This window comes from Pseudoprevotella muciniphila, assembly GCF_003265305.2.
Classification (GTDB): Bacteria; Bacteroidota; Bacteroidia; order Bacteroidales; family Bacteroidaceae; genus Alloprevotella; species Alloprevotella muciniphila.
Genome location: NZ_CP033459.1, coordinates 622,257 through 642,433 on the forward strand (window position 1 = coordinate 622,257; position 20,177 = coordinate 642,433).

Genomic DNA, 20,177 nt, shown 5'->3' on the forward strand with positions numbered 1-20,177 from the left:
ATACATCTGAAAAATCGCTCTTTCCATCTTTTTTGGGAGATAATCGCAATTACTGAATGAGACCTTCACCAGAATACATAGAGCACAAGTTTAATGCATTTAACCTGCTTATTTTCAACGGAAAATTACCTCTTCCACCGATAAAGATGAGCCGCGCGCGTACGTTTATGGGGCGTCTGGAATACAAGCGGGAGAAGACATTTCTCGGAAAATACAGGTACTCAGATTTCGTGATTCGTATCAGCACATTCTACGATTTACCTGAAGAAGAAATAGAAGACACATTGATTCATGAAATGATTCATTACCACATCTGTTTCCATCAAATGCAGGACACGTCTGCCCACGGCAAACTCTTCCGCCGAATGATGAACGATATCAATAACAGTTTTGGTCGGCATATCACCATCAGTCATAAGCGCAGCGAACAAGAAATGAATCAGGATACGCGCACACGGTCGCACTTCATCTGCATAGTATGGCTAAACAGCGGGAAAGTGGGCATTGTTATCCCTACCAAGACCCGGATTTTCAATATGTGGAAAATCATCCCTCAATTTCGCGAAGTCATCAGATACAAATGGGTGCACTCTTCAGATGCTTTTTTCAACCGCTTCCCACGAGCAATGACCCCTAAATTCTACATTGTAGAAGAATGTCTGTTGGAAGAGCATCTGAAAGATGCCGTAGAACTAGAGAACACTGGTCACATTATCCGTCCGAAGAAATGAGCAACAAACAGAATATCAGCATTTTTCAGCGACCAGCATGGGTAGTGGCTTTCGCCCTTACTGCTGCATTTTTATGGGGTTGGGCATTTCCTCTTGTCAAACTCGGCTTCAGAGAGTTTGCCATAACTCCTGAAATGACAGGAAGTAAGATGCTTTTTGCCGGCATACGTTTTTTCTTTGCAGGATTGCTCATCTTACTCGTTGCAAAACAAAGCGGACGTCCTTTCAAAATTCACCGACGAAGCGACTGGTGGTTTATCATAGCGCTTGCATTAGTTGGTACAACATTACATTATGCTTTTTTCTATTTCGGTATGTCGCATGCCACGGGGTCGCGTGCTGCTATCCTTAATTCGCTTAGCGTCTTTCTTGTTGTGATTCTTGCTTGTATGTTTTTCAAGAGCGACAAGATGAGTACTAAAAAAATGTTGGGTTGTATAATCGGTTTTGCTGGTATTATGGCCCTAAACATTGGTGGGAAAGATAGCGGCTCGTTCACTTGGCTTGGCGACGGAATGATTATCATCAACACTATTTGTTCTGCTGTTGCAGCACTGATGACAAGGGGTCTAAAGAAACGCATAAATGTTATAGTAGGCACAGGTTATAGTCTTACCATAGGCGGGGTCTTTCTTATTATTGCAGGTTTTTTAGTAGATGGTACATTGCCGTGCGTTACAGGTTATGGCTTATTGATATTGCTGATGCTGACAGCAATCTCGGCAATAGGCTTTACGCTCTACAACAAACTCCTTTCATGCAATCCAATCGGGAAAGTCGGTATTTACAACTCAATTATCCCCATCGTAGGCGCTATCAGTTCATGTATTTGTTTGAATGAGCCTTTCTTGTGGAATTACCTTTTGGCAGGAATTCTTGCGGCTATAGGTATTTATATTATTAACAAAAGCCGCTAACACTTGTGCGGTTATATTGGTCATTATCACTAACTACGAGACGGCAAGCATTGCATCGCGCTTTGCTTGCCGTTTCTTGTGTGCCCGCTAAGTGAAACCCTATAACATATAGGCACAAAAAAAGGTCCGCACTTGGCGGACCAGAATAAAATGGCGGCGACCTACTTTCCCGCAGTTATGCAGTATCATCGGCGCGACCGGGCTTAACTGCTCTGTTCGGAATGGGAAGAGGTGGAACCCCGGCGCTATAACCACCGTAAATAACAGTGACATGTCAAAACCGAAAACAATCTGATAAAAAACAATTCTCAGACCAATCTTCATGTATCATACAGCGCTTAGTATCTGCGCCATAATAAACAGTAAGTTTCGGGCAATTAGTACTGCTCGGCTTTGCCGTCGCCGACTTTACACCTGCAGCCTATCAACGTCATCGTCTATGACGACCCTCATAAGGAAATCTAATCTTGGGGCCGGCTTCGCACTTAGATGCTTTCAGCGCTTATCCGATCCCGACATGGCTACCCGGCAGTGCACCTGGCGGCACAACCGGCAGACCAGAGGTCAGTCCGACACGGTCCTCTCGTACTAGTGTCAGAGCCCCGCAAATTTCCTGCGCCCACGATAGATAGAGACCGAACTGTCTCACGACGTTCTGAACCCAGCTCGCGTGCCACTTTAATGGGCGAACAGCCCAACCCTTGGGACCTTCTCCAGCCCCAGGATGTGACGAGCCGACATCGAGGTGCCAAACCACTCCGTCGATATGAGCTCTTGGGAGGGATCAGCCTGTTATCCCCGGAGTACCTTTTATCCTTTGAGCGATGGCCCTTCCATACGGAACCACCGGATCACTATGCTCTAGTTTCCTACCTGTGCGGCCTGTCGGCCTCCCAGTCAAGCGCCCTTATGCCATTACACTCTGCGGCCGGTTACCAATCGGCCTGAGGGCACCTTTAGAAGCCTCCGTTACGCTTTTGGAGGCGACCACCCCAGTCAAACTACCCACCAAACGCTGTCCGCGCAACAAGCGCGTTAGAAACCAAACAGCGGAAGGGCCGTATTTCAACGGCGGCTCCATAAATACTGGCGTACCTACTTCATAGCCTCCGGCCTATCCTACACATCCACGGCCCGGTCACAACGTTAAGCTGTAGTAAAGGTTCACGGGGTCTTTTCGTCCCATCGCGGGTAATCGGCATCTTCACCGATACTACAATTTCACTGGAATCACGGTTGAGACAGTGTCCGGATCATTACACCATTCGTGCAGGTCGGAACTTACCCGACAAGGAATTTCGCTACCTTAGGACCGTTATAGTTACGGCCGCCGTTTACTGGGGCTTCAATTCAAGGCTGCACCCGAAGGATGACCTCTCCTCTTAACCTTCCAGCACCGGGCAGGTGTCAGGCTGTATACGTCTTCTCTGTAATTTGCACAGCCCTGTGTTTTTGGTAAACAGTTGCCTGGACCTATTCTCTGCGCCTCACTAAAATGTGAGGACCCTTTTTCCCGAAGTTACAGGGTCAATTTGCCTAGTTCCTTAACCGTGAATCTTCCAAGCGCCTTAGTATATTCTACCCGACCACGTGTGTCCGTTTACGGTACGGGTGCCGCAACGGTTAAGCTTAGCGGATTTTCTAGGAAGCATGATTACCTCCACTCGCGCAGCCCGAAGGCCTTGCGTACTTTCAGAGTTCAGCTCAGGGGGTGGATTTGCCTGCCCCCATCAACACCTACATCCTTAAACGCGCTATTCCGTCAGCGCGCGGGAGTGTCACTTCTCCGTCTCCACATCGCCCGTTGCGGCAGTAACGGAATATTAACCGTTTCTGCCATCGGCCTCGCCATTCGGCTTATCCTTAGGACCCGACTAACCCCGGGACGATTAGCGTTGCCCGGGAAACCTTGGTCTTTCGGCGGGAGGGCATCTCACCCTCCTTATCGTTACTTATACCTACATTTGCTTTTCCCAACGCTCCAGCGCACATCACCATGCGCCTTCAAGGCAGAAGGGAATGCTCCCCTACCGATACACAATAAATATGCATCCCGCGGCTTCGGCAAATGGTTTAATACCCGATTATTATCCATGCACGGTCCCTCGACTAGTGAGCTGTTACGCACTCTTTGAATGAATGGCTGCTTCCAAGCCAACATCCTAGCTGTCACCGGAACCACACCTCGTTAGTCTAACTTAACCATTATTTCGGGGCCTTAGCCGGCGGTCTGGATTCTTCTCCTCTCGGGCGTGGACCTTAGCACCCGCGCCCTCACTCCCAATCTTAACCTGCACGCATTCGGAGTTTGTCCGGACTTGATAGGCGGTGAAGCCCTCGCATCCGATCAGTCGCTCTACCTCATGCAGGAAACAATCGGGGCTGCACCTAAATGCATTTCGGGGAGTACGAGCTATCTCCAAGTTTGATTGGCCTTTCACTCCTACCCTCACCTCATCCAGAAGCTTTTCAACGCTTATTGGTGCGGGCCTCCATCCCGTGTTACCGGGACTTCACCCTGGACAAGGGTAGATCACTTGGTTTCGCGTCTGCCGCACGTGACTAGCCGCCCTTTTAAGACTCGCTTTCGCTTCGGCTGCGCGCATCATTGCGCTTAACCTCGCCGCGTACGACAACTCGTAGGTTCATTATGCAAAAGGCACGCCGTCACCATAAAAAATATGGCTCCGACCGCTTGTAGGCGTACGGTTTCAGGAACTATTTCACTCCCCTGCACGGGGTGCTTTTCACCTTTCCCTCACGGTACTGGTACACTATCGGTCTCTTACGAGTATTTAGCCTTGGCGGATGGGCCCGCCGGATTCACACAGGATTTCTCGTGTCCCGCGCTACTCAGGATACAGCTATGTCACAGATAACTTCGCGTACGGGCCTGTCACCCTCTACGGACGCACTTTCCAATACGTTCCGCTCGCCATCTGATGTACAATAACGCTGTCCTACAACCCCACAAGGGCCGGAACCCCCGTGGTTTGGGCTAATCCCCGTTCGCTCGCCACTACTTGGGGAATCACTTTTGTTTTCTCTTCCTCCGGCTACTAAGATGTTTCAGTTCGCCGGGTTCGCCTCCCAAAAAAGGGATGACAGTACTTCATACTGCCGGGTTGTCCCATTCGGAAATCCGCGGGTCAAAGGCTATTTGCGCCTAACCGCGGCTTATCGCAGCTTGTCACGTCCTTCATCGCCTGTAAGAGCCTAGGCATCCACCGTACGCCCTTTCGTACTTACTTGTCTATATCACATCATACGGAAATGAAAAAAAACATTCCGTAAAACGCAAGACGCATATACTAAAAGCTGTACTTCTTTTCAGATCACCTTAATGAAATTGTTTTCTTACGATTGTTTACGGTTTGTACAACATGTCATGGATCGCTTCGGACTACCACTATCAATAAAGTGGATTTAAGTCCGGGTGTGGAGAATATCGGATTCGAACCGATGACCCCCTGCTTGCAAAGCAGGTGCTCTAGCCAGCTGAGCTAATCCCCCTTCGGCGGTGCTAATCGATATTAGCATTCGTAGTCCCAGGCAGACTTGAACTGCCGACCTCCACATTATCAGTGTGGCGCTCTAACCAACTGAGCTATAGGACTGGCAACGCCCGGGCCGCAACGGGGCGGCGGGCTTAAAGGGATGACCAATCTGCATTTCAGTATCTTCATGCGAATCTGCATCTTCATACGAAAACATGGCTCCATCCCGCCGTTATATCCAATAAATCCAATTACCGAAAGAGACAGCACAGGAAAGATGGGAAAAAACATCTCCTGAAAAAATAACTATATCAACTATATCACCAAAGCCTCCAGAAAGGAGGTGTTCCAGCCGCACCTTCCGGTACGGCTACCTTGTTACGACTTAGCCCCAATCACCAGTTTTACCCTAGGCCGATCCTTGCGGTCACAGCTTTCAGGCACCCCCAGCTTTCATGGCTTGACGGGCGGTGTGTACAAGGCCCGGGAACGTATTCACCGCGCCATGGCTGATGCGCGATTACTAGCGAATCCAGCTTCGTGGAGTCGGGTTGCAGACTCCAGTCCGAACTGAGGAGGATTTTAACGGATTAGCGTCCTGTCACCAGGTAGCAGCCCTCTGTAACCTCCATTGTAACACGTGTGTAGCCCCGGACGTAAGGGCCGTGCTGATTTGACGTCATCCCCACCTTCCTCACATCTTGCGATGGCAGTATCTGCGGAGTGCCCAGCATAACCTGATGGCAAACGCAGAAAAGGGTTGCGCTCGTTATGGCACTTAAGCCGACACCTCACGGCACGAGCTGACGACAACCATGCAGCACCTCTATGGCGGTCCCGAAGGAAATCAGGCGTCTCTGCCCAACGGCCACCACAGTTCAAGCCCGGGTAAGGTTCCTCGCGTATCATCGAATTAAACCACATGTTCCTCCGCTTGTGCGGGCCCCCGTCAATTCCTTTGAGTTTCACCGTTGCCGGCGTACTCCCCAGGTGGGATACTTAATACTTTCGCTCAGCGGCATACAGTATATCGCATACCGCGAGTATCCATCGTTTACTGTGTGGACTACCAGGGTATCTAATCCTGTTTGATACCCACACTTTCGAGCCTCAGCGTCAGTTGCGCCCCCGGCACCTGCCTTCGCGATCGGAGTTCTTCGTGATATCTAAGCATTTCACCGCTACACCACGAATTCCAGCGCCGCTGTGCGCACTCAAGATATCCAGTTTCAACTGCAGGTGCGACGTTGAGCGACGCAATTTCACAGCTGACTTAGATACCCGCCTACGCTCCCTTTAAACCCAATAAATCCGGATAACGCCCGGACCTTCCGTATTACCGCGGCTGCTGGCACGGAATTAGCCGGTCCTTATTCATGCGATACTTGCAATATGCCACACGTGGCACACTTTACCCTCGCATAAAAGCAGTTTACAACCTGTAAGGCCGTCATCCTGCACGCTACTTGGCTGGTTCAGTCTTGCGACCATTGACCAATATTCCTCACTGCTGCCTCCCGTAGGAGTTTGGACCGTGTCTCAGTTCCAATGTGGGGGACCTTCCTCTCAGAACCCCTACCCATCGTAGGTTAGGTGGGCCGTTACCCCGCCTACTGCCTAATGGGACGCATCCTCATCCTGTACCGATAAATCTTTGCTTTCTCTGTCATGCAACAAAAAAAGAACATCGGGCATTAATCCTACTTTCGCAGGGCTATTCCCGTGTGCAGGGTAGATTGGATACGCGTTACGCACCCGTGCGCCGGTCGCCATCACAGAAAGCAAGCTTCCTGCATGCTGCCCCTCGACTTGCATGTGTTAAGCCTGTAGCTAGCGTTCATCCTGAGCCAGGATCAAACTCTTCATTGTAAAAAAATATAATAAATTGTTTCCTTGGCTCGGTGACTAATTATAAAGTCTTGGATCAAATGGAGTATCGAATACTTCAATTGACGGAGATGTAAAAAAACTTTTTTACCCTTTCTCGCTCATGTACAAAATAATATGAACAATAAGCAAGAATCTCTCTTGTACTTCTCTTTTCAGTAATGGAAAAATTTCAAAGAACTATGCTCAAGACAATTATGGGATGTTCCCAAAAATTTGTCGAAAGCGGATGCAAAGATAGAAAGAGTTTTCTTAACTTCCAAAACATTTCAGAAAGTTTTTTTCAAAAAAAATCACCACATCTGATTATCAGCGCTTTATATTTTCAAAATTTCTCGTTTTTCAAAGTTGAGTTGACAAAATTGAACGAAAAGCAATCCGGTTTTGCAAATTTATTGTTGTTTTTTAGAGACTCAAAATAATACTGATTATATAAACTAAAATAAAAGGTGAGTACATTTATATTTTGTTGTATTTTTGCATGGATAAAAGGCATTTTGCTTGCAATCGGAAGGTTTTGGATATTCCAGAATATTTCTAAAACAATGATAAAAGAGATATAGAAGTTATGAAACTTGAGATATTTTCTGCTTTTTCGCAGTCGGATTTGTCGTTGCCTTACGTTGATGGCGGTGTTTATGCGGGTTTTCCTTCTCCTGCTCAGGATTTCATGGAGAATTCGATTGATTTGAACCGCGACCTTGTTTCTCATCCCGAGAGTACGTTTTACGCTCGTGTTGTGGGTGATTCGATGATTGAGGCTGACGTGAATGAGGGTGATATTCTGGTTGTTGACAAGTCGCTTGAGGTGAAGGATGGCATTATGGCTGTTTGTATTCTCAATGGTGAGTTTACGGTGAAGTACCTTCACGTTTTTGAGGATCACATAGAACTTGTCCCCGCTAATTCTTCTTATAAGACGATCAGAGTTGGCGCGGATGATGATTTCGAAGTTTGGGGGACTGTTACCTTTGTAATTAAGCGTATGTCCCGGAGTTGAGGATTTTTAGACGCTATAGACGCTATAGAAGCTATAGAAGCTATAGAAGCTATAGAAGCTATAGAAGCTATAGAAGTTATAGAAGTTATAGAAGTTATAGAAGTTATAGAAGTTATAGAAGTTATAGAAGTTATAGAAGCTATAGAAGCTATAGAAGCTATAGAGGTTATAGTTTCTACTTATATAATAATTAGGAGGGGTAAGATTGCTGTTTTTTGGCTTAGTCCATTATTTCTCTTTCCTTGCCCATCAATTGGAAGTCCTTTTTTCTTAATTTGAAACTGTTTGTAAGGTATTTGTCTCTTACGACCTGGTTTGCTGCGAGTTCTTCGGGCGTTCCCTGAAAGAGTATTTTTCCTTCGAAGAGGAGGTATGCGCGTTCTGTAATGCAGAGTGTTTCTTCTACGTTATGGTCTGTGATGAGTATGCCTATGTTTCTGTCTTTGAGTTTCCATACGATGTATTGTATGTCTTCCACGGCTATAGGGTCGACTCCTGCGAATGGTTCATCGAGCATGATGAATTTAGGGTCGATGGCGAGGCATCTTGCTATCTCCGTTCTTCTTCTTTCTCCTCCCGATAGTTGGTCGCCAAGGTTTTTTCTTACTTTCTGCAACCGGAATTCTGCTATGAGACTTTCGAGTTTTTCTTTTTGGTACTCTTTTGATTTACCTGTCATTTCGAGGACAGATGCGATGTTGTCTTCTACGGACATTTTCCTGAAGACTGATGCTTCCTGTGCGAGATAGCCTATTCCCGCCTGTGCTCTTTTATATACCGGGTAGTTGGTTATTTCTTCGTCGTTGAGGTATATATGCCCTGCATTAGGTACGACGAGTCCTGTTGTCATATAGAAGGATGTTGTTTTTCCTGCTCCGTTAGGTCCGAGCAGTCCTACTATTTCTCCTTGTTTCACATCGAAGGCCACTTGATTGACTACGGTTCTTTTCCCGTATTTTTTCACGAGTCCTTCTGTTCTAAGCACCATTTGGGTCATACTCAGTCTATCTTTGCGTCGAGATACAGATATCGTTTTATGCTCTTTTTAGGCGTTTTTTCGAATTCGTCTTTCCAGATGACTACTCCTTTTATTCTTTCGTAGGCAGGTATCTGCAGGTTGAGGTCTTCTTTGTTTTGTTCCATCTGCCTGCGTAATGCAGCAGCATCTACCCCGTCTTTTTCCGCCTCATCGAAATCGGGATGAACGAGTGCGTAGAGTTCGTTGCCTTTTTGTATGACTACACTTTCGCTGACGTATGGCAGTGTGTTGAGTTTGTCTTCTATTTCTTCCGGATAGATGTTTTGTCCGTTAGCCCCAAGCAGCATGTTTTTGCTCCTACCCCGTATGCTTAGGTTTCCGTCCTTGTCGATTACCCCGAGGTCGCCTGTGTGATACCATCCTTCGCTGTCGAGTGCTTCTTTTGTTGCATCTTCATTTTTGTAGTATCCGAGCATGACGTTTTCTCCTCTTGCGAGTATTTCTCCTACTATTCTTTGCGGGTCTTTGCTGTCGATTTTAACCTCCATTCTTGGCACCGCCTTGCCGCAAGATCCGGGCTTGAAATCTTTCCAGTCAGCATAGGTAATGATGGGTGCACATTCTGTTGCTCCATATCCTACTGTGAAATTAAATCCTATCTTTGTGAGGAATTCTTCCACTTCGCTATTGAACGCTGCTCCTCCTATTATTATTTGGTAGAAGTTTCCTCCGAATGCTTTCTGCAGTTGTTCTCTTACTCTGTCTCTTATTCTTTGATTGATGATTGGCAGAGAGAGCAAGAGTTTCATGCTTGGTGTCTGCAATTTGGGAAGAATCATCTTCTTGATGACCTTTTCTATAATAAGAGGTACACTAATGATGACATCAGGTTTGATTTCTCCAAATGCCTTGAAAATAATTTTTGGCGAGGGCACTCTTGTAAGGAAAAAGACGTGTGCACCCTTGATAAACTCGTATATGAATTCGAATGCCATACCGTACATGTGCGCCATAGGCAGTATGCTTACGATATTGCTGTTTTCCGTGATGACATGATCCATGACTTGGCATGCAAACTTATAGTTTGACCATATCGCCCTGAACGGTATGATTACTCCTTTTGACCGGCTTGTTGTACCGCTTGTATAGTTGATGAGCGCCATATCGTCAGGGTTGGCTCTTCTGTAATGCACGTGTTGCTGCCTGAAGAATTTGGGATATTTTGCTCCATACAGTGCATTGAGTGTTTCTCTTGCGTTGGTAAGCAATTCTGATCTACTGATGAGCAAGGAATAGTCGGCTATACAGACAATACCTTCGAGTCGCGGCATTTCCTGCGGGTCGATATATTTTGCCATGTGATCGCCCACGAAAAGTAATTTTGCATCGCTATGGTTAACGAGGTCGTGCACCTGCTCCGGTTTGAATTCGTGAAGAATAGGTACGGCCACTGCGCCATAGGTTAATGTAGCAAGGAATGCCACAGCCCAATGTGCACAATTTCTTCCGCATAGTGCTATTTTATCACCTTCCTTTACACCTGCATTTTCGAAGAGGATGTGAAGTTTTTCGATTTTTCTTGCCACATCCTTATATTGCAAGGTTTCTCCCTGATAGTCGGTAAGAGCGTCTCTGTTCCAATGGTTTACAATGCTTTCCTCTATATGCCCAATGAAATCTCTCTCTCCTACGATATGTTGGTTCTGGAGTTCTTCGTTCATTTTATCTGAATCCATAATGACTTTCTATTCCTTTTATGTTTACAGCATTCTTAAAAAGGCTGAATTTTTTGCACGTTTTGCAAACTTTTGCGCAAAAATACATATAAAAATCAAAATACAAACATATTGCACAAAAAAATGATTGTGTAATGCAACTTTATGGTTATTTTTCGTAGTTCTCTGCAATGTGGTGTTTGATTAAAGTAGTGTTTTTTGCAACAATTTTCGGAAAAATATAATAAGGCAAAAAAAGTTATTAAAAAAATTTGCTGTAATAAATAAAAGTTCTACCTTTGCACCGCGTTTGCAAAAAGCAGCGATGCACCGTTAGCTCAGTTGGTAGAGCAACTGACTCTTAATCAGTGGGTCCAGGGTTCGAGCCCCTGACGGTGTACAAAGAATTTTGTCAATAGTTTGATAATCAATTTGTTATCTCACTTTTGGCAATTTTTTTATGCTATTTTTGGCGATTTTTTTGGCGAAAGCATCATACAAATAAAAAAGCCAAGCATTTAACTTGGCTGGAATGAGAGCGGGTCTCTGAAGGTTAACCCATCCCTCACGCTGCAAAGGTACAAAAAAATCCTAATCTCCAAACAAAATGAAAAAAAGACAAAAAAAAAGAACAAACGAAACTAGAAATCTTTAATATTGAATGTCAGCGAGGGAGAGACCTTTTGCGGGGACTGATTCTCCGGCGGCACATCTGTCTTTTTTTTCGATGATATTGCTTACTTCTTCGGGGGTGAGCCTTCCTTTTCCTACTTGTATGAGTGTTCCGACGATTGCCCTGACCATATTCCTGAGGAAGCGGTCGGCTGATATTTCGAATCGCCAGTAGCCTGGTTCCAATTCTGTCCAGCAGGCTCGGGTTATGGTACAGATATTTGTTTTTGTATCTGTTCCTGTTTTGCTAAAACTGGTGAAGTCCTTAGTTCCGATTAGCATTTTTGCTGCCTGGTTCATTTTCCCGAAATCGAGTTGGAAATAGAGCCTTGTTGCATAATGCCGTTTGAATGGGTTCTTTACGAGCATTATGTCGTAGTGATAGGTTCGGAGTTTTGCATCGAACCTGGCATGTGCTTCGTTTTCCACTCTTTTGATGTGTTGTATTGCGATATCATGTGGCAGCAGGCGGTTCAATTTGTCGGTGAGTTGGTTTTCATCCACTTCGTTTCCGACGTCGAAATGCGCCACCATCATTTTTGCATTCACTCCGGTATCAGTTCTCCCCGCCCCCGTTGTTGCGATAGGTTGGCGCAGTATGGTAGAGAGAGCCTCGTTGAGTGTCTGCTGCACGGATGTGGCATTGGGTTGTACTTGCCATCCGTGATAGTTCGTTCCGTCGTAGGACAGTTGGATAAAATAGCGCATGTTTTATTTTGAAACAAAGAATGCCGCAGCGTTTGCCACGGCACTCTATGATAATTTCTGTTTAGAATTATTCTTCTGTTTTTTCTTCTTCAGCAGGTGCTTCTTCTGCTACGGGAGTTTCTTCTGCGGCAGGTTCTTCCACTACGGGTGCTTCTTCTGCTACAGGAGCATCTTCTACTGCGGGAGCCTCTTCTACTGCGGGAGCCTCTTCTACTGCGGGAGCCTCTTCTACTGCAGGAGCCTCGGGCTGACCTTCTGCTACAACCTTGAAGGGAACTTCAACTTCAACTTCCTTATGGAGGTGTACTTTAGCAGTGTATTCGCCAACTTCCTTTACGTCCTTTACAACGATTTTCTTGCGTTCCACTTCAATGCCTTGTGCCTTGAGTTCTTCGCAGATGTGGAGGTTGTTTACGCTTCCATAGATAACACCTGTGGCGCTAACCTTAGTCTCGATAACGATAGGTTTGATATTAGCGATTCTGTCTGCAACAGCCTGTGCGTCTGCCTTGATTTTTTCAAGTTTGTTAGCCTGCTGTTTGAGGTTTTCAGCGAGCACTTTGCGAGCAGAAGCGCTTGCTATGACAGCCTTTCCTGTGGGGATAAGGTAGTTACGGCCGTAGCCGTTTTTTACGGTAACGATATCGTTCTTATATCCCAAACCCGTAATATCTTCTTTCAGTATAATTTCCATTGCTTATCCTCCTATTTTATTATTTCAACAAGTCAGTTACGAACGGCAGCAATGCGATGTGGCGTGCGCGTTTCACGGCCTTAGCCACACGGCGCTGGTATTTGAGTGATGTTCCTGTGATTCGACGAGGAAGTATTTTTCCCTGTTCGTTGAGGAACTTCTTGAGGAAGTCTGCGTCTTTGTAGTCAATGTACTTGATACCGCTTTTCTTGAAACGGCAGTACTTTTTCTTCTTTGTGTCCACTGAGGGCGGATTCAAATATCTGATTTCTGTCTGTGCCATGGTTTAGTCCTCCTTTTTAGATGCGTATTTCTGACGACGTTTTTCAGCCCATTCCTGAGCGTACTTGTCGAGTTTAACAGTAAGGAAACGAATTATTCGCTCATCGCGACGGAAGTTTGTTTCCAGTTTGGTCACTGCCACGGGCTCTGCCTTGAATTCTATCAGCACGTAGAATCCCGATGACTTTTTCTCGATGGGGTATGCTAATTTTTTCATGCCCCAATGCTCCTCAGAGGTAATTTCTGCGCCATTTTCAGCGAGAATTCCCTTGAATTTTTCGACCGTTTCCTTCATCTGATCTTCAGACAAAACGGGAGTAAGTATGAAAACGGTCTCGTAAGTGTTGGTCATTACGTTAGTTTTTTTGTTAATAAATTGATTTATGCAAAATTGCGGGTGCAAAATTAGTATTTTTTTATACACCGGCAAAGATTTTTCGTCAAAATCGTCATTTTTTCTGTTCGATCGTAGATTCAAGTAGCAAGTGCAATATTAGTCTAAAAGTTTGTAAAATTCGTTTTTTGGGTTATTAAAGTTGAGTTTTTTTCTTGGTCTGCTGTTAATTTGCTTTTGTACTTCCATAAGATATTTGTCTGTGTATTGTTCTAAATTCGTTCCCTTAGGTATATATTGTCTGACGAGTTTGTTGTAGTTTTCTACACCTCCCTTTTCCCATGAGCTATAAGGGTGTGCAAAAAAGATTTTCGTGGAGAGTTTCTTTGCCAATTGACTATGCCTGGCGAACTCTGTTCCATTATCTGTAGTAATAGTGAGTACTTGTTTCTTGTAAGGAATCAACATTCTGTATACTGCTTCTTCCACGCCTTTTGCCTCTTTTCCATCAGGCAGCCTTTTGACCATCCCATATCCAGTACGTCTCTCGTAGAGTGTAACTAGCGCTCCTTTCCCATCCTTACCGACTATGGTGTCCATTTCCCAATCTCCGAAACGCGTGCCGTCTGCCTCTTCCGGCCTAAGGTCTATACTCACGCGGTCTTTTATGGGAATCCGTTTTCCCTTGTCTGTCTTCCGTCGCTTCTTCATTGCGTGACGGCAGAGTTTCCAAAGCATCCCTCCGCACTTCCTGTCGGTTCTGATGAATGCGTATATTGTTTCATGGGAGACGCATTCGCGCCCTTGTCTCTTTATATACCCGCATATCTGTTCGGGCGACCATTTCTTTTGCAGCAGACTTATGACTTCCCGCTTAAGGGCGTGTGTGAATCTTCGCGGTTTCTGAAGACGCGTCTTGCGGCGGTCTGCTTCGCGCTGTGCCTTTTCTGCATTATAAACCTTGGCACCGCCATTTCGATGGATTTCCCTGTAAAGGGTGCTTTCGTTCACCTCTATGAGGGCGGCGATCATCTTTTTGGTCAATCCTTGCTTTAATCCGTTCTGGATTGTGTACCTTTGCTGCGAGGTTAGCTGTTTATATTTCATATGCAACACAAAAGTAGTTAATCTCAGGGAGATGAAAATCTCCCTTTTGCTTTTATGTTGCTACTTGATGTCTCTGACTTACCTTTCAATCAGTGAATCCCACAGGACGAGTCTTGCACTTCTTATTTGAATTTAAGGATGGGCTTTATGGCGCATTTCGTCCCCTACTCTATTCCACTTGTATGACGAGTCCTTTGAGATATTCTCCTTCGGGATGGTAGATGTTTATGGGGTGATCGGCGGGTTGGTGCAACTGATGTAGTATTCTCACGTTTCTTCCCGTCCTTGCTGCAGCGGTGAATACGGCGAGTCGGAACTGGTCTTTATTTACTGCCTGCGAGCAACTGAATGTGAAGATGATGCCTCCTTTTTTTATTTTTCTTATTGCCGTTTCATTGAGCCGTGTATATCCTTTTATCGCGTTTCGCAGTGCGTCTTTATGCTTTGCGAAGGCTGGCGGGTCGAGGATGATGAGGTCGTATTCTCCTGCCATTTTTTCGAGGTACCGGAAGGCATCCTCTGCAAAGGCTTCGTGTTTGTCCGTTTCGGGGAAATTCAGTTCAACGTTTTCTCTTGTCAGGTCGATGGCCTTGGCGCTGCTGTCCACTGAATGTACGAGTTGCGCTCCTCCTCTGAGTGCATAGACGGAGAATCCTCCTGTGTAGCAGAACATGTTGAGTACTTTTCTGTCTTTCGCCATTTTTTCGAGGAGCAGACGGTTTTCCCTTTGGTCGATAAAGAATCCCGTTTTTTGCCCTTTGGTCCAGTCGATATGGAATTTCAGCCCATACTCGATTGCTACGTTAACATCGGTTCCTCCTCTTATAAATCCGTCCTGCGGGTTGAGTGCCGCCTTGTAAGGTAGCGTTCCTTCGGATTTGTAATACACATTTTTGAGTTCGCCTCCATAGATGTCGATCAGTACATCTGCGATGATTTCTCTTGCATAGTGCATTCCTACGGCGTGAGCCTGCATGACAGCCGTGTCGTTATATATATCAATAATGAGCCCCGGGAGGGTGTCGCCTTCGCCGTGTACCAACCGGTAGGTGGTGTTCTGAGCATTTTCTGCGAGTTGCAGTTTTCGCCGCACATCGAGTGCTGCTTCGAGTTTTCTTTTCCAGAATACGGTGTTAATTTCTTCGTTTTGGAAAGAAAGGATTCTGACTGCGATTGACCCAATCTGGTAGAATCCCACTGCGAGGAAATCTCCGTTTTCGTCAGTAACGCTTACGAGGTCGCCTTCTTTCAGATTATCCGGCAAGGATTGTATCGCGCCAGAGAAAATCCATGGGTGAAACCGCTTCACACTGTCGGATTTTCCTCTGCGTAGTTTTATTTCGGGATAGGTCATGGTTTTGTCTTTATATTGTCTTCTTGCGGAAGTTCTATGATTTCGTAGTCTTTTGTCTGTTGCAGTTTTTTTATTTCCTCATATAGAAGCAAGCATGCATAGGCATCTGTTGCGGCATATACCTGTTGTGCCTCTGTCAGGACATCAGCCTCCCAGTTTGAGCGCTGTTTTGCCTTTGAGATTCTCATGTGGAAGAGGTTTGCAAAGAGGCGTTGCAGTCCCTGATCCTTCACTCCTATTCTTTTTACCTCGTCCTGCAGGTCAATCCATCCTTTAGGCTCAAAGTTGTTGATTCTGTTTAATGCTGCGATGTCGTCTTTCAGAGAGAGTCCCACTTTGATGATATCCGGATCTGCCATCACCTTAATAAGACTTGGGTGTAGCGGTTTCTTGTTTATACGGAAGAGGAAACAAATATTGTGCGTTGCAACTTGCAGCAATGCCGGTTTGTTCATTGGCCCCTTTGTAAATTTTGGCCTTGTTTCGGTATCTATACCTATTATTTTCTGCCTTTCGAGCAGCCGGCATGCCCTGCTTGTTTCGTAGGGCGACAAGACGAGCACTATTCTCCCCTCGAATGTAAACCTTGGGAGGTTTTCGGGAAACGATTTTGGTGTTTGTTCGAAAAGTTGTTTCACAGATAGTCGTTGCTTTGTCCTACGTTGTATCTGACATCATGAAGTGCTCTCAGTGCGTTGAGCAGTGCCTGCCCCCACGTCAACCGAAATTCTGTGCTTGCCTCATGCAGTGCCACCTGCATGGCTTCGTCGTATCCTTCTCTGAAGATTTCCACGAGGTCGCGCAGAGACTGATAGATGTCTGCCAGATTTTCGCTGACGGTACACAGAATGGGTTGTTCTGAGAATTTAAAGTCGGCAACATGCACTTCGAGGAAGTCGTCCATTTCCTGCATTATTGCTGCCACATTGTTTCTGACGAAATTATAGTCTTCTTCTGTCACTTTGGGGTCGTTATACCCCTCTTCCTCGGGCACATCTCCGAGCATTGACATCTTGAGATATATCATCGGCAGTATATTACACATCACGTCTACAAACTCATCGCGACTGATACCCTGACTCTGCTCAAGACACCTGCAATACTCCGTAGATATAGTGATCAGGTCGATTACCTTCTGTGAATACAAATTTTCGCTCATTACGGATGAATTATTCTGAATTTCGTTGCAAAGTTACGTTTTCATGTTGAAGTTTGCAAATGTGGAACTTGGGTATCAGGAGTGCTTGCTGTGTTAAATGGTTTCATTTGAAACGAACCGCCAAGAAGTGCATTATCAGCGGTTTTACGAGATTTTGAATAGTAATAGTTCATTGTTTTGAAGGTCAAACATGTTGAAAAAGTTTCATTTCAAATAGTTTTCTCTATTTTTGCACCCAATTTGAAAAGAATGATCAGAAAAATCAAGCGTAACTGGTTTGTGCCAAAAGACCGTGAACTGACGGAATTTGACAAGCGCATTCTGAGATACCAGAATCGCGGAAAGTTGGTTCCTACCCCCCACCTTATTAAAAATAAGGAGCAAATAGAGGGTATTCGTCGTAGCGGTGTCGTAAACACAGGAGTGTTAGATCTCATTGAGGCGGAAATTCATGCCGGCATGAGTACAGCAGAGATAGACAAACTGGTTTACGACTACACGACTTCGCATGGTGCCATACCTGCCCCACTTAACTATGAGGGTTTTCCTAAGAGTGTATGTACGAGCGTGAACGAAGTGGTATGTCATGGCATCCCGAGCGAAGAAGAAATTCTCGAGGAGGGCGACATCATCAACGTTGACGTTTCAACCATACTGGATGGTTTTTTCAGCGATGCCTCGCGCATGTACATCATTGGGAAGACCAGTCCTAAGAAGGAGAAACTGGTGCGTGTGGCTAAGGAATGTCTTGAGATTGGTGCCCGTGCCATCAAGCCATGGGGCTTTATTGGTAACATCGGCAAAGCCATTCAAAAACATGCGCACAAGAATGGTTTCAGTGTGGTACGCGACTTGTGCGGTCATGGTGTAGGGCTTGAATTCCACGAAGACCCGGAAGTGGTGCACTACAATGACCACCACGATGGTATGCTCATTGTTCCCGGTATGGTATTTACCATTGAACCCATGATAAACATGGGTACCTGGGAAGTGTTCATCGATGAAGAAGACGGTTGGACTGTGGTTACTGACGACGAATTGCCGAGTGCTCAATGGGAACACACGTTCCTGGTTACTGAAAACGGCTATGAGATTTTGACGCACTGATTTCTTATTTTTCAAGTAAATATAAATCAAGATAACAGCACTTATGCACTATACAATATTAGCGATTGAATCTTCTTGCGACGACACTTCTGCCGCCGTGATGCGCGATGGCTTGCTGCTGAGCAATGTTACAGCCAGCCAGAGCATTCACGAGGCATACGGGGGTGTAGTTCCCGAACTGGCTTCGCGTGCCCACGAGCAAAACATAGTTCCAGTGGTTGACGCAGCGCTTAAGGAGGCAGACATAGCCAAGGAAGAATTGTCAGCCATTGCCGTAACATTGGGGCCGGGTCTGATGGGCTCGCTGCTCGTTGGTGTGTCGTTTGCCAAAGGCATGGCATCTGCTCTTGGCATCCCATTGATCGAGGTCAATCATCTTCAAGGCCACATAATGGCTCATTTCATCAAGGTACCGGATGAAGACAAGGCTTTACCGCCCTTTCCCTTCCTTTGCCTGATGGTCAGCGGCGGCAATTCTCAGATTGTTCGTGTTGAAGCCTACAACAAGATGGAAATCCTGGGTCAGACCATTGACGACGCCGCAGGTGAAGCGATTGACAAATGCTCTAAAGTAATGGGTTTCGGCTATCCCGGTGGTCCCATCATCGATCGCCTCGCCCGTCAGGGCAATCCGAATGCGTTTTCATTCAGCAAGCCTAACATCAAAGGGCTGGACTACAGTTTCAGCGGTCTGAAAACATCGTTTCTCTATTTTCTTCGCGACAGACTGGCGGAAGACCCGGACTTCATCGCGCACCACAAGGAAGACCTCTGTGCATCGCTTGAGAAGACCATCGTAGACATTCTGATGAAGAAACTCGTGATGGCTTCAAAAGAGACAGGCATCCGCCATGTGGCGCTCTCCGGTGGAGTGTCTGCCAACACTGCACTTCGCCGTGCCTTTGAGGAGATGGGCGAGAAAGGAAAATGGAAGATTTACATTCCTAAGTTCAGTTACACCACAGACAATGCAGCAATGATAGCCATGGTGGGACACTACAAGTTGCTCGACCGCGATTTTTGTCCGCTTGACAAGCCTGTATTTACACGCACAACAATATAAAGGAAATAACGGAATAACGATAAAAAATATAAATTATGGAGTTTGATCTCAAATTAATCAGTAAGGAAATCAACGAAAAGATGTGGAATGCTCACAAGACGCTTTCCACGGCAGAGAGTTGCACAGCCGGTCGTGTATCGAGTCTGATAACTGCCGTTCCAGGTAGTTCTAACTACTTCCGCGGTGGCTTGGTCTGCTATCAGAACGACATCAAGGAAGACCTGTTGAAAGTAAAGCCAGAAACCATAGAGAACCATACGGTTGTGAGTGAGGAAGTAGTTCGCGAGATGGTTCTCGGTGCGAATGCACTCTTCAAGACCGACTATGCGGTAGCAATTACGGGCTTTGCCGGTCCTGGCGGTGCAGACAATGCTCAGAGCAGTGTAACTATAGGTACTATCTGGGTGGCAGTCGGCAACAAGGACCGCATGGTTTGCCAGGTTCTCACAGAGGACTGCGGCAGAGAGCGCAATGTTTCGAGCGCCGTCAGCCTTGCCATGCACATGCTGCGCGACTATCTGAAGGAAGAATTTCCTGAGGTAGTGGAGGAAGAGGAAGCATAAGCGTCTGATTTCTTTAAATTTCACTCAACAAAGAAGTGCATCGTTTTATTTTTTTGAAATAAAATTTTGCGAAAAAGAAAATTAGCACTATCTTTGCACCCCGTATTGAGAAATACGCCTTTTATAGAACGTAAAAAAAAGAAGATAGAAATGTCTAAAATTTGTCAAATCACAGGAAAGAGAGCCCAGAACGGCAACAACGTTTCCCACTCTAAGCGCCGTACAAAGCGCACATTTGAAGTAAACTTGTTCACAAAGAAGTTCTACTATGTAGAAGAGGACTGCTGGATCAGCCTACGCGTCAGCGCTGCCGGTCTTCGTCTGATAAATAAGATTGGCCTTGATGCCGCTTTGCGACAGGCAGCCGAGAAGGGTTATTGCACAGAAGTAAGAATATTGGATAAATAA

The 20,177-nt window shown here is 45.8% G+C and carries 17 protein-coding genes, 3 tRNA genes and 3 rRNA genes; 8 read left to right on the forward strand and 15 right to left on the reverse strand.

The window, feature by feature from the left end:
- Positions 1 to 56: 56 nt before the first annotated feature.
- Complete coding sequence (locus C7Y71_RS02570) at positions 57 to 731, forward strand: SprT-like domain-containing protein (protein WP_111898960.1); 675 nt, start codon at positions 57 to 59, stop codon at positions 729 to 731.
- Complete coding sequence (locus C7Y71_RS02575; RefSeq protein ID WP_111898961.1) at positions 728 to 1,648, forward strand: DMT family transporter; 921 nt, start codon at positions 728 to 730, stop codon at positions 1,646 to 1,648. Before C7Y71_RS02570 ends, C7Y71_RS02575 begins: the two co-directional genes overlap by 4 nt.
- Positions 1,649 to 1,796: 148 nt before the next feature.
- Here the strand turns inward: C7Y71_RS02575 and rrf are convergent.
- The 5 genes from rrf to C7Y71_RS02600 all read right to left on the reverse strand — a co-directional run bounded on the left by rrf (position 1,797) and on the right by C7Y71_RS02600 (position 7,014).
- A 5S ribosomal RNA gene (gene rrf / locus C7Y71_RS02580) occupies positions 1,797 to 1,907 on the reverse strand.
- A gap of 99 nt (positions 1,908 to 2,006) precedes the next feature.
- A 23S ribosomal RNA gene (locus C7Y71_RS02585) occupies positions 2,007 to 4,899 on the reverse strand.
- A gap of 188 nt (positions 4,900 to 5,087) precedes the next feature.
- Positions 5,088 to 5,161 (reverse strand) — tRNA-Ala (locus tag C7Y71_RS02590).
- Between the two features lie 30 nt (positions 5,162 to 5,191).
- Positions 5,192 to 5,265 (reverse strand) — tRNA-Ile (locus C7Y71_RS02595).
- Between the two features lie 216 nt (positions 5,266 to 5,481).
- Positions 5,482 to 7,014, reverse strand: a 16S ribosomal RNA gene (locus C7Y71_RS02600).
- Together the 16S, 23S and 5S rRNA genes with 2 tRNA genes alongside form the textbook arrangement of a ribosomal RNA operon.
- 586 nt (positions 7,015 to 7,600) lie before the next feature.
- Here C7Y71_RS02600 and C7Y71_RS02605 point away from each other — a divergent pair.
- Positions 7,601 to 8,032, forward strand: a complete 432-nt coding sequence (locus tag C7Y71_RS02605) for a LexA family protein (RefSeq protein WP_111897695.1) — start codon at positions 7,601 to 7,603, stop codon at positions 8,030 to 8,032.
- A 220-nt stretch (positions 8,033 to 8,252) separates the two neighbouring features.
- On the opposite strand, the gene lptB is transcribed toward C7Y71_RS02605, so the two are convergent.
- Together lptB and C7Y71_RS02615 are read right to left on the reverse strand one after the other, a co-directional pair.
- A complete protein-coding gene (lptB, locus tag C7Y71_RS02610; RefSeq protein ID WP_111897694.1) occupies positions 8,253 to 9,029 on the reverse strand; it encodes an LPS export ABC transporter ATP-binding protein in 777 nt (258 codons plus the stop codon).
- 2 nt (positions 9,030 to 9,031) lie between these two features.
- Complete coding sequence (locus C7Y71_RS02615; protein ID WP_394366611.1) at positions 9,032 to 10,747, reverse strand: AMP-binding protein; 1,716 nt, start codon at positions 10,745 to 10,747, stop codon at positions 9,032 to 9,034.
- 306 nt (positions 10,748 to 11,053) lie between these two features.
- Here C7Y71_RS02615 and C7Y71_RS02620 point away from each other — a divergent pair.
- Positions 11,054 to 11,126: transfer RNA gene (locus C7Y71_RS02620), tRNA-Lys, on the forward strand.
- 251 nt (positions 11,127 to 11,377) lie between these two features.
- On the opposite strand, the gene truA is transcribed toward C7Y71_RS02620, so the two are convergent.
- The 8 genes from truA to C7Y71_RS02660 all read right to left on the reverse strand — a co-directional run bounded on the left by truA (position 11,378) and on the right by C7Y71_RS02660 (position 17,036).
- The gene (gene truA, locus C7Y71_RS02625) at positions 11,378 to 12,106 is read right to left on the reverse strand and encodes a tRNA pseudouridine(38-40) synthase TruA (protein ID WP_111897693.1); all 729 of its coding nucleotides are present in this window, start codon (positions 12,104 to 12,106) and stop codon (positions 11,378 to 11,380) included.
- A gap of 67 nt (positions 12,107 to 12,173) precedes the next feature.
- Positions 12,174 to 12,800: a 50S ribosomal protein L9 gene (gene rplI / locus C7Y71_RS02630; protein WP_111897692.1), complete on the reverse strand. Its 627-nt coding sequence runs from the start codon at positions 12,798 to 12,800 to the stop codon at positions 12,174 to 12,176.
- A gap of 19 nt (positions 12,801 to 12,819) precedes the next feature.
- Complete coding sequence (gene rpsR, locus C7Y71_RS02635) at positions 12,820 to 13,083, reverse strand: 30S ribosomal protein S18 (protein ID WP_111897691.1); 264 nt, start codon at positions 13,081 to 13,083, stop codon at positions 12,820 to 12,822.
- Between the two features lie 3 nt (positions 13,084 to 13,086).
- Positions 13,087 to 13,434 (reverse strand): 30S ribosomal protein S6, encoded by a 348-nt coding sequence (gene rpsF, locus C7Y71_RS02640; RefSeq protein ID WP_111897690.1) that lies wholly within the window; start codon positions 13,432 to 13,434, stop codon positions 13,087 to 13,089.
- Positions 13,435 to 13,575: 141 nt separating this feature from the next.
- The gene (locus C7Y71_RS02645) at positions 13,576 to 14,523 is read right to left on the reverse strand and encodes an IS30 family transposase (protein WP_151908877.1); all 948 of its coding nucleotides are present in this window, start codon (positions 14,521 to 14,523) and stop codon (positions 13,576 to 13,578) included.
- A 169-nt stretch (positions 14,524 to 14,692) separates the two neighbouring features.
- Positions 14,693 to 15,877, reverse strand: a complete 1,185-nt coding sequence (locus tag C7Y71_RS02650; protein ID WP_111899336.1) for a class I SAM-dependent rRNA methyltransferase — start codon at positions 15,875 to 15,877, stop codon at positions 14,693 to 14,695.
- Positions 15,874 to 16,515 (reverse strand): 3'-5' exonuclease, encoded by a 642-nt coding sequence (locus tag C7Y71_RS02655; RefSeq protein WP_111899337.1) that lies wholly within the window; start codon positions 16,513 to 16,515, stop codon positions 15,874 to 15,876. The genes C7Y71_RS02650 and C7Y71_RS02655 overlap by 4 nt, the downstream gene beginning before the upstream one ends.
- Positions 16,512 to 17,036 (reverse strand): DUF5063 domain-containing protein, encoded by a 525-nt coding sequence (locus C7Y71_RS02660; protein ID WP_111899338.1) that lies wholly within the window; start codon positions 17,034 to 17,036, stop codon positions 16,512 to 16,514. The genes C7Y71_RS02655 and C7Y71_RS02660 overlap by 4 nt, the downstream gene beginning before the upstream one ends.
- Before the next feature lie 249 nt (positions 17,037 to 17,285).
- Here C7Y71_RS02660 and map point away from each other — a divergent pair, with 249 nt between their 5' ends.
- The 4 genes from map to rpmB all read left to right on the forward strand — a co-directional run bounded on the left by map (position 17,286) and on the right by rpmB (position 20,177).
- Positions 17,286 to 18,143, forward strand: a complete 858-nt coding sequence (gene map, locus C7Y71_RS02665) for a type I methionyl aminopeptidase (RefSeq protein WP_111899339.1) — start codon at positions 17,286 to 17,288, stop codon at positions 18,141 to 18,143.
- Positions 18,144 to 18,186: 43 nt separating this feature from the next.
- Positions 18,187 to 19,206, forward strand: a complete 1,020-nt coding sequence (tsaD, locus tag C7Y71_RS02670; RefSeq protein WP_111899340.1) for a tRNA (adenosine(37)-N6)-threonylcarbamoyltransferase complex transferase subunit TsaD — start codon at positions 18,187 to 18,189, stop codon at positions 19,204 to 19,206.
- Between the two features lie 35 nt (positions 19,207 to 19,241).
- Positions 19,242 to 19,769, forward strand: coding sequence for a CinA family protein (locus C7Y71_RS02675; protein ID WP_193215949.1), 528 nt, complete (start codon positions 19,242 to 19,244; stop codon positions 19,767 to 19,769).
- 150 nt (positions 19,770 to 19,919) lie between these two features.
- Entirely contained in the window at positions 19,920 to 20,177 is a 258-nt protein-coding gene (gene rpmB / locus C7Y71_RS02680; RefSeq protein ID WP_111899371.1) for a 50S ribosomal protein L28, read from the forward strand.

Excerpts from the sequence above, each read along its gene's own strand:
- C7Y71_RS02570 (WP_111898960.1), top strand. The coding sequence starts at position 57 with ATGAGACCTTCACCAGAATACATAGAGCACAAGTTTAATGCATTTAAC.
- C7Y71_RS02575 (WP_111898961.1), top strand. The coding sequence starts at position 728 with ATGAGCAACAAACAGAATATCAGCATTTTTCAGCGACCAGCATGGGTA.
- C7Y71_RS02605 (WP_111897695.1), top strand. The coding sequence starts at position 7,601 with ATGAAACTTGAGATATTTTCTGCTTTTTCGCAGTCGGATTTGTCGTTG.
- lptB (WP_111897694.1), bottom strand. The coding sequence starts at position 9,029 with ATGACCCAAATGGTGCTTAGAACAGAAGGACTCGTGAAAAAATACGGG.
- C7Y71_RS02615 (WP_394366611.1), bottom strand. The coding sequence starts at position 10,747 with ATGGATTCAGATAAAATGAACGAAGAACTCCAGAACCAACATATCGTA.
- truA (WP_111897693.1), bottom strand. The coding sequence starts at position 12,106 with ATGCGCTATTTTATCCAACTGTCCTACGACGGAACGAACTATCACGGA.
- rplI (WP_111897692.1), bottom strand. The coding sequence starts at position 12,800 with ATGGAAATTATACTGAAAGAAGATATTACGGGTTTGGGATATAAGAAC.
- rpsR (WP_111897691.1), bottom strand. The coding sequence starts at position 13,083 with ATGGCACAGACAGAAATCAGATATTTGAATCCGCCCTCAGTGGACACA.
- rpsF (WP_111897690.1), bottom strand. The coding sequence starts at position 13,434 with ATGACCAACACTTACGAGACCGTTTTCATACTTACTCCCGTTTTGTCT.
- C7Y71_RS02645 (WP_151908877.1), bottom strand. The coding sequence starts at position 14,523 with ATGAAATATAAACAGCTAACCTCGCAGCAAAGGTACACAATCCAGAAC.
- C7Y71_RS02650 (WP_111899336.1), bottom strand. The coding sequence starts at position 15,877 with ATGACCTATCCCGAAATAAAACTACGCAGAGGAAAATCCGACAGTGTG.
- C7Y71_RS02660 (WP_111899338.1), bottom strand. The coding sequence starts at position 17,036 with ATGAGCGAAAATTTGTATTCACAGAAGGTAATCGACCTGATCACTATA.
- map (WP_111899339.1), top strand. The coding sequence starts at position 17,286 with ATGATCAGAAAAATCAAGCGTAACTGGTTTGTGCCAAAAGACCGTGAA.
- tsaD (WP_111899340.1), top strand. The coding sequence starts at position 18,187 with ATGCACTATACAATATTAGCGATTGAATCTTCTTGCGACGACACTTCT.
- C7Y71_RS02675 (WP_193215949.1), top strand. The coding sequence starts at position 19,242 with ATGGAGTTTGATCTCAAATTAATCAGTAAGGAAATCAACGAAAAGATG.
- rpmB (WP_111899371.1), top strand. The coding sequence starts at position 19,920 with ATGTCTAAAATTTGTCAAATCACAGGAAAGAGAGCCCAGAACGGCAAC.